This window comes from Saccharopolyspora antibiotica, assembly GCF_047200635.1.
Classification (GTDB): Bacteria; Actinomycetota; Actinomycetes; order Mycobacteriales; family Pseudonocardiaceae; genus Saccharopolyspora_C.
Map to the genome: position 1 here is coordinate 43,486 of NZ_JBJZOI010000021.1, position 11,761 is coordinate 55,246.

Sequence of the window (11,761 nt, forward strand, 5' to 3'; positions counted from 1 at the left end):
CGTGCTGTCCCCCGGGAACCGCGCCACCGGCGCGCGGATCAGGCCGTCGTGCTGACGAGGACGTCGGTGAGCACCGGGGTGCCCTCCCGCTCCGGGACCGAGGTGGTCGCCACCCACCGGCCGCCGCCCTCGTCCCAGATCCGGGTGCGCAGGGTCTCGCCGGGGAAGACGATCCCCGCGAACCGCGCCGCGCAGGAGGACATCCGCGCCACCTCGCCGCCCAGCACCGCGTCGGCGATCGCCTTGCACACCACGCCGTAGGTGCACAGCCCGTGCAGGATCGGGCGCGGGAACCCGGCCGCGGCCGCGAACGCCGGATCGGCGTGCAGCGGGTTCCGGTCCCCGCAGAGCCGGTACAGCAGCGCCTGCTGCGGCAGCGTCGGGGAGTCGACGACGAGATCGGGGGCGCGTTCCGGCGCCGGCACCCGTTCCCCGGAGCCGCGCGGGCCGCCGAACCCGCCCTCGCCGCGGGCGAAGATGGCGGAGCGGGCGGTGGACAGCGGCGCGCCGGACTCGTCGACCAGCGCCGTCTCCTGCACGAGCACGGCTGATTCGCCCTTGTCCCGCACCTCGACGATCCGGGTCGTCGCGCGGGCCCGCCCGGCCGGGGGCAGCGGCCGGTGCGCGGTGACCTCCTGGCTCCCGTGCAGCACCTTCGCCAGGTCGAGGTCCACGCCGGGGAAGCACAACCGGGGCGGCGGCCCGGAGGCCCGCAGGTTCGGCGCCACCACGGCGAACGAGGGCAGCACCCGGAGGTCCTGCTCGGTGGCGTAGCGCAGCTCGCCCGGGTCCTCCGGCGGGTTCCCGGCACCGAGCGCCAGGTGGTAGAGCAGCACGTCGTCGGAGGTCCAGGCGACGTCCTGGTCGGCGACGACCGCGCCGAGGGCGAGGTCCGGATCGATGGGCATGGCGTCCCCTCACTCGTAGCTGATGCGGATCTCGTCGGTGACCGGCAGCGACTGGCAGGCCAGCACGATGCCCTCGTCGAGGTCCTCCTGCTCCAGGACGTCGTTGCGCAGCATCGCGACCTCCCCCGCGCGGATCCGGCAGGCGCAGGCGCTGCACGCGCCCTGACGGCAGGAGTAGGGCGCGTCGAGACCGCGCTCCAGCAGCAGGTCCAGCAGGCGTTGCCGCCGGGGCCAGTCGAGGCGGTGCTTCTCCCCGTCGAGCTCGACCTCCGCGATCGCCCGCCCGACCGCCTCCGGAACGGGTTCGGGCGCGGTGAACGGATCGCCCTCCAGCGAGACGAACCGCTCCACGTGCAGCCGGCTCCGGGGGAGGCCGAGGCGTTCGAGCGCGCGGACCGCGGCGTCCATGAACGGGCCGGGCCCGCAGACGAAGGCCTCGCGGCCGGTGAACGGCTCGGTGAGCCCGCGCAGCGCGGCGGTGTCCGGCAGGCCCTGCACCGACTCCAGCCAGTGCACGACCGAGAGCCGCTCCGGGTGGCGGTCGGCGAGCTCGCGCAACTCCCGCGCGAAGATCACCGAGCTCTCGTCCCGGTTCGCGTACACCAGCACCAGCCGCCCGCTGCCCGCCGCCAGCACCGAGCGCGCGATCGACATGATCGGCGTGATCCCGCTGCCCGCGGCCAGCAGCAGCAGGTCCTCGTCCAGCGAGCGCGGCGTGAACCCACCGTCCGGTGCCAGCACCTCCAGCACCGACCCCGGCACCACGTGCTCGCACAGCCAGTTCGAGCCGCGTCCCCCCGGCACCCGCTTCACCGTGACCCGCGGGCCGTCGCCGAGGTGCGGGGAGCTCGACAGCGAGTAGCACCGCGCGACCGGGTCCGGCTCGCACGGAACCCGCACGGTGAGGAACTGGCCCGGCCGGTACGGGAGGACGCCGTCCTCGGGCAGCGCGAAGACCAGCGAGCGGGCCTCCGCGGACTCCTCGACGACCCGCTGCACGGTGAGCCGGTGCACGACCGGGGCGCCTCCGTCCGGGGCGGGAGGTTCGGCGGGATCGGGCATGGCGCGCTCCTAGTCCGGCTCCTCGGTGGCGTGCAGCATCGCCTCGCCGATGCTGCGCTCCAGATCCGGGCAGCCCGCGACGCGCGCGGTGCCGCCGTCCTCGGCCGCGCCCGTCAGCTCGGGGCAGCGCCGCACCGCCTCCCGCGACCACTGCGCGCTGGTGTGCGCGGGGCTGTTCTTCTTCGCCAGCACCCTGCCGCCGCACCGGGCGCACTCCACCGGGCGCAGCCCGCCCTCCAGCTGTTCCCGGCGGTCGGCGGCGGTGCTCTCCCGCAGCCGTTCGCGCAGCAGCGGCCGGTCGGCGAAGGCGGGCGCCTTCGCCCAGCGCGCGCCGCTCATCGGTCCCGCGCCGCACGGGCCAGGTTCTCGGCGACCTCCCGCTCCCAGGCGATGTTCGCCCGGGTGGTGTCCACTTCGAACTCGAATCGCCCGGTCATGTCCTCGGTGAGGTCGGCGACGTCCACGTAGAACTGCTCGTACCAGCGCCGGAGCTGGTAGACCGGACCGTCCTCCTCGCACAGCAGCGGGTTGTCGATGCGGGTCTTGTTCCGCCAGATCTCCACGTCCTGCAGGAAACCCGCGCCGGTGCTCCTGGCGACCTTGGCCGCCATCGCGTCCGCCTGCTCGTCGGTGAGCCCCGGCAGCTTCTTGGCCAGCACGCCCCACTGCAGCACGAAGGAGTTCTCGCTCACCGGGTAGTGGCAGTTGATCAGGATGGTCTCGATCTCGGTGCCCTGGTGCCGGTTCTCCAGCCGGTCGATCATGTAGGAGGGTCCGTAGTAGGAGGCCTCCGACCGGCCGAGGTTGTCCTGCCCCGCGTAGTTGCCGGAGCCGACGTCCGGGCGCCCCTTGGTGTTCAGGTACTGCGTCGCGACGTGCCCGTCGAAGACGTTCTTGAAGTAGGTCGGGAAGGCGTGGTGCACGTAGAAGAAGTGCGCCATGTCCACGACGTTGTCCACGATCTCGCGGCAGTGCGACCCCTCGACGAGCACCGAGTCCCAGGTCCAGTCGCTCCACTCCGGCGAGCCGACCTCCGGCAGCTCGGGGATCACCACGTCCGGCGGCGGTGGGTTGCCCTCCGGGTCGTGCCAGACGAACAGCTGCCCGTTGCGCTCCAGGGGAAGCCAGGACCGGGTGCGCGCCCGCAGCGGGATCCGCCTGGCGTAGGGGATGCCGACGCAGCGGCCCTGCCCGGACCAGCGCCAGTCGTGGAACGGGCAGGCCACCGCGTCGCCCTTCACGCTGCCCTGGCTGAGGTCGCCGCCCATGTGCCTGCAGTAGGCGTCGAGCACGTGCAGCTCGCCGTCGCCGGACTGGAAGACCACCAGCTTGCCGCCGAACGCCTCCACCGCGTGCGGGGTGCCGTCCTTGAAGGGCTCGGCCAGTCCCAGGCAGTGCCAGCCGCGGGCGAACCGGGTCGGCGGGGTGCCGACGTCGATGGTCCGCACCTCGGGCTCGCCGTCGTTCGCCGTCGTGGTCATCGCCGCCTCCTCCGTGAGCTCGGTGCGTGGTCGTCGGGATCCGGTCGCCCGGCCATGTGCCGCGCGGCCAGGTAGCCGAAGGTCATGGCGGGGCCGAGCGTGGCGCCCGGCCCGGCGTAGGTGCGGCCCATCACCGCCGCGCTGGCGTTGCCCGCCGCGTACAGCCCGGGGATCGCCTCCCCCGCTTCGCCGAGCACCCGCGCGTGCTCGTCGATCCGGAGCCCGCCCTTGGTGCCCAGGTCGCCGGGCACGATGCGCACCGCGTAGAACGGCGCGACCTCCAGCGGGGCCAGGCACGGGTGCGGCCGGTTCACCGGGTCCCCGTAGTAGCGGTCGTAGGCGCTGCGGCCCCGGTGGAAGTCCGGGTCGTCCCCGGCGCGGGCGTGCCCGTTGAACCGCTCCACGGTGGCCCGGAGGGCCCCGGCGGGGAGCCCGGTCGCGGTGGCGAGCTCCGCCAGGGAGCCCGCCCGGTGCACCGCCCCGGCGTCGTACCAACGGCGGGGGATCGGCTTGCGCGGTTCGAGCCCGGCGAAGACGTAGCGGTTGCGGTAGCGCTGGTCGGCGATGAGCCAGGTCGGCATGTTGCGTGCGGGTCCGTCGCCCGGGCCGTACATCGCCCGCACCGCGTCGACGTAGGGCGCAGCCTCGTTGACGAAGCGCTCCCCGTCGCCGTTGACCAGGATGCAGCCGGGGAGCGTGCGCTCGGCGAGGCAGAACCACGGGCCGCCGGTGAGCGGGATCGTCGGGCCCCACCACGCGTCGTCCATCAGGTCGACCGCCGCCCCGAGCCGCTGTCCCGCTCGGATCCCGTCGCCGGTGTTGGCGGCGGCCCCGACGGTCCAGCCGGTGCCGATCGGTTCGCGCTGGTGCTCCGCGCGCATCGCCGCGTGGTGCTCGAAGCCGCCCGCCGCCAGCAGCACGCCGCGCCGCGCTCGCAGCAGCACCGGTGCCCCGCCGCGCTCCACCACGGCGCCGCGCACCCGGCCGTCCTCGTCCTGGACGAGCTCGGTCAGCGGGGTGCTCAGCAGGAGGGGCACGTCGAGCTCGGCGAGCCCCGCCCGCAACCCGGCGGCGAGCGCCTGGCCGCGCACCAGCAACCTCCTGCGCGCCATCCGGGCCAACGCCCAGCGGGTGCCGACCCGCAGCGCGCGCAGGGCGCCGCGCGGGTGCCGCGCCACGAGGTTGAGCCAGCGGAAGTCGGCCTGGGTGACCACGAAGTTCGGCGGCGCCTTGGTGAAGTCCGGCTCCAGCCGCGCGAGCTCGTCGCCGAGCACCCGGCCGTCGAGCGGCGCGGGCTCGATCGAGCGCCCGCCCGGCTTGCCGCCGGGAGCCTCGGGGTAGTAGTCGGAGTAGCCGGGTACCCAGCGCATCCGCAGCGGGGTGTTCGCCAGCACCGTCGCCAGCATCTCCGGCCCGGCGGCCAGGAACGCCCGCCGCAGCCGCGCGGGGGCCGAGTCGCCGATGATGTGGTCGAGGTAGGCAGCCGCCTCCTCGGGCGTGTCGCGGACCCCGGCGCGGCGGAGCACGTCGTTGCCGGGCACCCACACCCCGCCGCCGGAGCGCGCCGTGGAGCCGCCGAAGCGGTCCGCCTTCTCCACGACCGCGGTGCGCAGACCCGCGCGGGCGGCGGTGATGGCGGCGGTCAGCCCGGCGGCCCCGCTGCCCGCCACCACGACGTCGAACTCCTCCGGCTCGGGCGCCGGGACGGCTGCGCTCATGCCGCCTCCCTCGTTCGGAATACTGAAACAGGTTATAGTTCTGAGCGCGAAGGCGCTACGGTGATGTCTGCGATGCTGGGAAGGAGCCCGCGAGGGCCACGTGGAGAACCTGTTCCATTCGGAGGGTGCCGTGATGGAAGAGCTGAGCGCGGACGTGGTGGTCGTGGGATTCGGCGTCGCGGGCGCCTGCGCCGCGATCGAGGCGGCCCGGGACGGAGCCGAGGTCGTGCTGCTGGACCGGTTCGAGGGCGGCGGGGCGAGCAGGCTCTCCGGCGGCATCGTCTACGCGGGCGGCGGCACCGTGGTGCAGCGCGCGGCCGGGGTCGAGGACTCGGTCGAGGACATGTACGCCTACCTGCGGATGGAGGCCGGGGACGCGGTCTCGCCCGAGACGCTGCGCCGCTTCTGCGAGCGGAGCCCGGCGATGATCGAGTGGCTGGAGCAGCAGGGCGTCCCGTTCGACAGCTCGTTGTGCCCCTACAAGACCTCGTATCCCAGCGATCGGCACTACCTGTACTACTCCGGCAGCGAGGCCGCCGGCGGGTACCGGGACGTGGCCCGCCCCGCGCCGCGCGGCCACCGGGTGCACGGGCGCGGGAGCTCCGGCGGCGTCCTGTTCGCCGCGCTGGCGGCCGCCGTGCACGACAGCGGGGTGCGGGTGCTGGGGCAGACCCGGGCGGAGGAGCTGCTGACCGGGGAGGACGGCCGGGTGCGCGGGGTGGCGTGCGAGACGCTGGCCGGGGCCTCCAGGAGGGCGCGGGGCGCGCACCGGCACCTCGGCGACCTGGCCGCGAAACCGGGCATCTACCTGCCCGCGCTGAGCAGGCGGCTGCACGCGCGCGCCGAGCGCATCGAGCGCGAGCACGCGCGCCCGCTGCGGGTGCTGGCCCGGCGCGGCGTCGTGCTGGCCGCCGGGGGTTTCGTGGCCAACCGCGCGATGCTGCGCGAACACGCCCCCGCCCACCGGCACGGGTTACCGCTGGGCACCCGGGGTGATGACGGCAGCGGCCTCCGGCTGGGCACGTCGGTCGGCGGCGTCGCGGCGAAGCTCGACCGCGTCTCGGCCTGGCGGTTCCTCACTCCGCCCAGCGCGTTCCTCGGCGGGCTGCTCGTCGACGAGCGCGGCGCGCGGATCGGCGACGAGTCGCGCTACGGCGCGGCGCTGGGCGCGGCCATGATCGCCGAGCACGGCGGGCGCGGCTGGCTGCTCATCGACTCCCGGCTGCGCCGGGAGGCGCGACGGCAGCTGCGCGCCCAGGCCGTCTGGTTCCAGCGGATGCAGGCGCGCCACCTGCTGCGCCGCCGCTCGGTCAGCGCCCCCACGCTCGCCGGGGTCGCCGAGCTCGCCGGGGTCGACCCGGCCGGGCTGGAGTCCACGGTGCGAGCTCATCGGAGCGCGCCACCGGGCCGGGACCCGGCGGGCAAACCGGCGGAGTTCGTCCACCCGCTGCGCACCCCGCCGTACAGCCTGCTGGACGTCTCGGTCCGGCCCTCGGTCGCCTACCCGTGCCCGATGCTCACCCTCGGCGGGCTCGTGGTCGACGAGCGGAGCGGGGCCGTGCTCGACGCCGATCGCGTCCCCGTTCCCGGGTTGTACGCGGCCGGGCGCTCGGCGGCGGGGGTGTGCTCGAACTCCTACGTCAGCGGGTTGTCGCTGGCGGACTGCGTGTTCTCCGGCAGGCGGGCGGGCAAGCGGCTCGCGATGCGGGACGGAGGTCGCCGTGCTCACGAGTGACCAGCGCGAGGAGCTGGCCGGACGGCTGCGGCGCGCCGAGCGGGACCGGGTGCCGATCCCGCCGCTGGTGGAGGCGCATCCCGGCCTGACCGCCGCCGACGCCTACTCGATCCAGCTCGCCAACGTGCGCCGCCGGACCGCCCGCGTCGTCGGGCACAAGGTGGGCCTGTCGTCGCCGGTGATGCAGGCGATGATGGGCGTGGACGAGCCCGACTACGGGCACCTGCTCGCCGACATGCGGTTGCGCGAGGACGAGCCCGTGGAGGTCGCCCGCTACTGCGCGCCCCGGGTGGAGGTGGAGGTCGGGTTCCTGCTCGGCGCCGATCTGCCCGGCGAGACCTGCGCGGAGCGGGAAGTGCTCGCCGCGACCGAGGCGCTGGTGCCCGCGATCGAGCTCATCGACAGCCGCATCGCGGACTGGCGGATCGGACTGGCCGACACCATCGCCGACAACGCCTCCTCGGCGGGATTCCTGCTGGGCGCCGAGCGGATCCCGCCGGGCTCGGTCGACCCGCGCGCCATCGACGCGGTGCTGCGGCGCGGGGACGAGGTCCTCGCGCGGGGGCGTTCGGACGCGGTGCTGGGCAACCCGGTGGTCGCGGTGGCGTGGCTCGCCCGCGAGGTCGCCGCCTTCGGCGTGCGGCTGCGCGCCGGGCACGTCGTGCTGCCCGGTTCCTGCACCCGCGCGGTGGACGTGCGCGCCGGACAGCGCTTCCAGGCCGAGTTCAGCACCGCCGGGCGGCCGCTCGGCTCGGTGTCCGCGGCGTTCCGGTGAGGCGACGCTCCGAAGGGACGGGGAGGAGTCGGCATGACCAGTCCTGGCAAGGCGACTGCCGCGATCGTGGGTTCCGGCACCATCGGCGACCTGCTGTGCGAGCTGGCGCGTTCCCGGTCCTGGAACCGCGCTGGATGACCGGCGTCGATCCGGCCAGCGCCGAGCCGCGCCGGGCCGCCGAGCTCGGCGCGCGCACCAGCGCGGACGGGCTGGAGACCCTGCTCCGGCAGGACGAGCGGCCCGACTCCGGCGCTGCGGCGTGGACGCGGCGGCGCTGCTGGCGCGGGCGGGTCAGCGCGAGCTCGTCGGCGGCCAGGAGGGCCAGCTCGTCGCGCTCGCGCTGGAGCTGCGCGCGGAGGGCGGCACCCTCCGCAGTGGCAGTTGACGACCGCAGCCTCGACACGAATGAGAACATGTTCTAGTGTTGTGCTTCGCCGATTGGTCGGTCAGTCCGCGAATCTCGGGGATCATTCGCCGTGATTCCCAGTACGACTGTGGAACGGGTTCCAGAGCGCATCCGGTGGCGGGTGCGGGAACGGGAGCGCTGGGATGAGCGAGCAGGACGGTCGGCGGATCATCGAGGCGGTGCGGCAGCTGCTCCCGGACCTGCGGGAGCGCGCGCAGCAGGCCGAGGACGCCCGCCGGATCCCGCCGGAGACCATCGCGGACCTGCGGCGCACCGGGTTCTTCCGACTGCTGCAGCCCGCCCGTCGCGGCGGGTTCGAGGCCGATCCCGTCGACTTCTACACCGCGGTCTCGCTGCTCGGCAGCGCCTGCGGGTCGACCGGCTGGGTCGCCTCCATCCTCGGCGTGCACCCGTGGCACCTCGCGCTGTTCCCGGACCAGGCGCAGGACGAGGTGTGGGGCGAGGACCCGGACACCCTGGTCTCCTCCTCCTACGCGCCGATGGGTGAGGCGGTGCTCGTCGACGGCGGCTACCGGCTGTCCGGCAGGTGGAGCTTCTCCTCCGGCTGCGACCACTCGTCCTGGGCGTTCGTCGGCGGGCCGGTGCGGGACCGGGCGGGCGCGGCGGTGGACTTCTGCACCTTCCTGCTGCCGCTCGGCGACTACCGGATCGAGGACGTCTGGGACACCGTCGGCCTGCGCGGCAGCGGCAGCAACGACCTGCTCGTGGACGAGGTCTTCGTGCCCGCGCACCGCGCCCTGAGCTTCCTGGCCATGTCGGAGGTCCGGTGCCCCGGACACGAGATCAACACCAACCCGATCTACCGGCTGCCCTGGGGCACCGTGCACCCCACCACGATCACCGCACCCATCATCGGCATGGCGCGGGGCGCCTACGACGCGCACGTCGAGCACCAGGGCAAGCGGGTGCGCGCGGCCTACGCGGGCGAGAGCGCCAAGGAGGACCCGTTCGCGAAGGTGCGCATTGCCGAGGCCGCCAGCGAGATCGACGCCGCCTGGCTCCAGCTGACCCGCAACCTGAGCGAGGAGCTGGAGCTGCTGCGGGCGGGGGAGGAGGTGCCGATGGCGATGCGGCTGCGCGCTCGCCGCGACCAGGTCCGCGGCACCACCCGGGCGATCGGGGCGATCGACCGGCTCTTCGAGAACTCCGGTGGCCGCGCGCTCGCCGCGGGCACCCCGATCCAGCGCTTCTGGAGGGACGCCCACGCGGGCCGGGTGCACGCGGCCAACGACCCCGAACGCGCGTACACCATGTTCGGCACCGGCGAGTTCGGCCTGCCCGTGCGGGATTCGATGGTCTGACCGGACCCGAGGAGGACTGATGGGACGAGCCGCCACCCCGGCCGCGGGGCCGGAGCCGGCCGGGAGCACCGTCGAGCTGCCGTCCGGCCTGCGGCTGCACTACCACGAGGCGGGCGCCGAGCACGCCGAGACGGTGGTCATGCTGCACGGCGGCGGGCCGGGCGCGGCCGCGTGGAGCAACTTCGGACCGAACGTCGAGGTCTTCGCGGAGCGGTTCCGCACGATCGCCGTCGATCAGCCCGGGTTCGGCCGTTCCAGCAAGCCCACCGAGCACGGCCAGTACTTCGCCCACAGCGCCGCTGCGCTGCGCGAGCTGTTCGACGCGCTCGGCCTGGACCGAGCGCACCTGCTGGGCAACTCGCTCGGTGGCGGGACGGCGGTGCGCTTCGCGTTGGACCACCCGGAGCGGGCCGGGCGCCTGGTGCTGATGGCGCCGGGCGGGCTGAGCCTGAACCTGTTCGCCCCGGACCCCACCGAGGGCGTCCGGCTGCTCTCCGAGTTCGGCGCCCCGCCGGGGCCGAGCCGGGAGAAGCTGGCCGCGTTCCTGCGGACGATGGTGCACGACCGCTCGCTCATCACCGAGGAGCTGCTGGACCAGCGCTACGCGGCCGCCGCCGCCCCCGAGTCGCTGGCCGCGATGCGGGCGATGGGGGAGTCCTTCCGCCGGCTGGAGACCGTCGAGCGGGGAATGCTGTGGCGGGAGGCCCACCGGCTGCGGCAGCGGGTGCTGCTGGTGTGGGGCCGCGAGGACCGGGTGAACCCGCTCGACGGCGCGCTGCTGGCGCTCAAGCTGATCCCGCGCGCGCAGCTGCACGTCTTCGGCGGCTGCGGGCACTGGGCCCAGCTGGAGAAGTCCGCCGAGTTCAACCGGATCACCCAGGACTTCCTGCTGGGCTGACGGAACGAGGGAGCGCGATGGGCATCCGTTCGCTGGGATACCTGCGGATCGAGGCGACCGACGTGTCGGCGTGGCGGGTCTTCGGCACCAAGGTCCTCGGCATGATCGAGGGCGACGGGCCGGACCCGGAAGCGGTCTACCTCCGGATGGACGACTTCCCCGCCCGGCTGGTGATCGAGCCCGGCGAGCACGACCGGCTCGTCCGGACCGGCTGGGAGGCCGCGAACGAGGCGGAGCTGCGCGAGGTGGCGCGCGACCTGGAGGCCGCCGGAGTCCCGTGGGAGGAGGGCGACGCCGCCGTCCTCGCCGATCGCCGGGTGACCGGTCTGATCCGCTTCGACGATCCCTCCGGCAACACCCAGGAGGTCTTCCACGGCGCGGCGCTGCGGCACCGGCGGGTCGTCAGCCCCTACGGCCACCGGTTCGTCACCGGGGAGCAGGGGCTCGGGCACGTGGTGCTGTCCACCCACGACGACGCGGCCGCGCTGCACTTCTACCGGGACGTGCTGGGCTTCCGGCTGCGGGACTCGATGCGGCTGGCCCCGGAGCTGGTGGGCAGGCCCGCTGACGGGGCACCGGCGTGGTTGCGGTTCTTCGGCTGCAATCCGCGCCATCACAGCCTCGCGTTCCTGCCGATGCCCACGCCCAGCGGGATCGTGCACCTCATGGTGGAGGTCGCCGACGTCGACGACGTGGGCCTGGCGCTGGACCGCGCGCTGCGGAGGGGGGTGCCGATGTCGGCGACGCTCGGCAGGCACGTCAACGACCTGATGCTGTCGTTCTACGTGCGGTCGCCGGGCGGGTTCGACGTCGAGTTCGGCTGCGAGGGCAGGCAGGTCGCCGACGAGGACTGGGTCGCGCGGGAGAGCACCGCGGTGAGCCTCTGGGGCCACGACTTCAGCATCGGCGCGCGATGACCGGCGGGGCGCGGGCCGAGTTCGGCCAGGCGGGGTTCCGCCGGGTGCTCGGCCGGTTCTGCACCGGGGTCACGGTGGTCGCCGGGATGGACGGGACGCGGCCGGTCGGGTTCACCTGCCAGTCCTTCGCGGCGCTGTCGCTGGAACCACCGCTGGTGCTGTTCTGCCCCGGGCGGAGCTCGCGGACGTGGCCGCTGCTGGCGGCGTCGGGGCGGTTCTGCGTCAACGTGCTCGCCGACGGGCAGGAGGCGGTGAGCACCGCGTTCGGCCGCGGCGGAGCCGACAAGTTCGCCGAGGTCGGCTGGCGCCCCGGACCGTCCGGAGCACCGGTGCTCGACGACGTCCTCGCCTGGGCGGACTGCACCGTCGAGACCGTCCACGAGGCGGGTGACCACCACATCGTCGTGGGCCGCGTGCACTCCCTCGGCGAGGGCGATCGGCGCCGTCCCCTGCTGTTCTACCGGGGGACCTACGCCGCCGTCGCGGATCCCCCGCACCCGCTCACCTGGCCCCGCCAGGACGACTGGCTCTGAGCCGTG

The 11,761-nt window shown here is 74.5% G+C and carries 12 protein-coding genes; 7 read left to right on the forward strand and 5 right to left on the reverse strand.

Annotated features, from left to right (window positions below; genetic code table 11):
- Window positions 1-38 precede the first annotated feature (38 nt).
- Genes ACL03H_RS18230 through kstD form a run of 5 tightly spaced genes read right to left on the reverse strand, consistent with a single transcriptional unit; the run spans window position 39 to window position 5,169 of the window.
- Window positions 39-908, reverse strand: coding sequence for a MaoC/PaaZ C-terminal domain-containing protein (locus ACL03H_RS18230; protein ID WP_412812466.1), 870 nt, complete (start codon window positions 906-908; stop codon window positions 39-41).
- Window positions 909-917: 9 nt separating this feature from the next.
- Window positions 918-1,970, reverse strand: coding sequence for a 2Fe-2S iron-sulfur cluster-binding protein (locus ACL03H_RS18235; protein WP_412812467.1), 1,053 nt, complete (start codon window positions 1,968-1,970; stop codon window positions 918-920).
- 9 nt (window positions 1,971-1,979) lie between these two features.
- On the reverse strand, window positions 1,980-2,309 hold the full coding sequence (locus tag ACL03H_RS18240) for a hypothetical protein (protein WP_412812468.1): 330 nt from the start codon (window positions 2,307-2,309) through the stop codon (window positions 1,980-1,982).
- A complete protein-coding gene (locus ACL03H_RS18245) occupies window positions 2,306-3,451 on the reverse strand; it encodes a Rieske 2Fe-2S domain-containing protein (RefSeq protein ID WP_412812469.1) in 1,146 nt (381 codons plus the stop codon). Before ACL03H_RS18245 ends, ACL03H_RS18240 begins: the two co-directional genes overlap by 4 nt.
- Window positions 3,448-5,169 carry a 3-oxosteroid 1-dehydrogenase gene (gene kstD / locus ACL03H_RS18250; protein WP_412812470.1) on the reverse strand — a complete coding sequence of 574 codons (1,722 nt, stop codon included), beginning with the start codon at window positions 5,167-5,169 and terminating at the stop codon, window positions 3,448-3,450. Before kstD ends, ACL03H_RS18245 begins: the two co-directional genes overlap by 4 nt.
- A 133-nt stretch (window positions 5,170-5,302) precedes the next feature.
- On the opposite strand from kstD, the gene ACL03H_RS18255 reads away from it, so the two are divergent.
- The 7 genes from ACL03H_RS18255 (at window position 5,303) to hsaB (ending at window position 11,755) form a co-directional block, all read left to right on the forward strand.
- Window positions 5,303-6,904, forward strand: coding sequence for an FAD-binding protein (locus tag ACL03H_RS18255; RefSeq protein ID WP_412812471.1), 1,602 nt, complete (start codon window positions 5,303-5,305; stop codon window positions 6,902-6,904).
- Entirely contained in the window at window positions 6,891-7,679 is a 789-nt protein-coding gene (locus tag ACL03H_RS18260) for a 2-keto-4-pentenoate hydratase (RefSeq protein WP_412812472.1), read from the forward strand. Before ACL03H_RS18255 ends, ACL03H_RS18260 begins: the two co-directional genes overlap by 14 nt.
- 259 nt (window positions 7,680-7,938) lie before the next feature.
- Entirely contained in the window at window positions 7,939-8,064 is a 126-nt protein-coding gene (locus ACL03H_RS18265; RefSeq protein WP_412812473.1) for a hypothetical protein, read from the forward strand.
- A gap of 164 nt (window positions 8,065-8,228) precedes the next feature.
- Window positions 8,229-9,407, forward strand: a complete 1,179-nt coding sequence (hsaA, locus tag ACL03H_RS18270; RefSeq protein ID WP_412812474.1) for a 3-hydroxy-9,10-secoandrosta-1,3,5(10)-triene-9,17-dione monooxygenase oxygenase subunit — start codon at window positions 8,229-8,231, stop codon at window positions 9,405-9,407.
- Window positions 9,408-9,426: 19 nt separating this feature from the next.
- Window positions 9,427-10,305 (forward strand): 4,5:9,10-diseco-3-hydroxy-5,9,17-trioxoandrosta-1(10),2-diene-4-oate hydrolase, encoded by an 879-nt coding sequence (gene hsaD / locus ACL03H_RS18275; protein ID WP_412812475.1) that lies wholly within the window; start codon window positions 9,427-9,429, stop codon window positions 10,303-10,305.
- 17 nt (window positions 10,306-10,322) lie between these two features.
- Window positions 10,323-11,222, forward strand: coding sequence for an iron-dependent extradiol dioxygenase HsaC (gene hsaC, locus ACL03H_RS18280; protein WP_412812476.1), 900 nt, complete (start codon window positions 10,323-10,325; stop codon window positions 11,220-11,222).
- Window positions 11,219-11,755, forward strand: a complete 537-nt coding sequence (gene hsaB / locus ACL03H_RS18285) for a 3-hydroxy-9,10-secoandrosta-1,3,5(10)-triene-9,17-dione monooxygenase reductase subunit (RefSeq protein ID WP_412812477.1) — start codon at window positions 11,219-11,221, stop codon at window positions 11,753-11,755. Before hsaC ends, hsaB begins: the two co-directional genes overlap by 4 nt.
- Window positions 11,756-11,761: the final 6 nt, after the last annotated feature.

Excerpts from the sequence above, each read along its gene's own strand:
- hsaC (WP_412812476.1), top strand. The coding sequence starts at position 10,323 with ATGGGCATCCGTTCGCTGGGATACCTGCGGATCGAGGCGACCGACGTG.
- ACL03H_RS18235 (WP_412812467.1), bottom strand. The coding sequence starts at position 1,970 with ATGCCCGATCCCGCCGAACCTCCCGCCCCGGACGGAGGCGCCCCGGTC.
- hsaD (WP_412812475.1), top strand. The coding sequence starts at position 9,427 with ATGGGACGAGCCGCCACCCCGGCCGCGGGGCCGGAGCCGGCCGGGAGC.
- ACL03H_RS18245 (WP_412812469.1), bottom strand. The coding sequence starts at position 3,451 with ATGACCACGACGGCGAACGACGGCGAGCCCGAGGTGCGGACCATCGAC.
- ACL03H_RS18230 (WP_412812466.1), bottom strand. The coding sequence starts at position 908 with ATGCCCATCGATCCGGACCTCGCCCTCGGCGCGGTCGTCGCCGACCAG.
- ACL03H_RS18240 (WP_412812468.1), bottom strand. The coding sequence starts at position 2,309 with ATGAGCGGCGCGCGCTGGGCGAAGGCGCCCGCCTTCGCCGACCGGCCG.
- hsaA (WP_412812474.1), top strand. The coding sequence starts at position 8,229 with ATGAGCGAGCAGGACGGTCGGCGGATCATCGAGGCGGTGCGGCAGCTG.
- kstD (WP_412812470.1), bottom strand. The coding sequence starts at position 5,169 with ATGAGCGCAGCCGTCCCGGCGCCCGAGCCGGAGGAGTTCGACGTCGTG.
- ACL03H_RS18255 (WP_412812471.1), top strand. The coding sequence starts at position 5,303 with ATGGAAGAGCTGAGCGCGGACGTGGTGGTCGTGGGATTCGGCGTCGCG.
- hsaB (WP_412812477.1), top strand. The coding sequence starts at position 11,219 with ATGACCGGCGGGGCGCGGGCCGAGTTCGGCCAGGCGGGGTTCCGCCGG.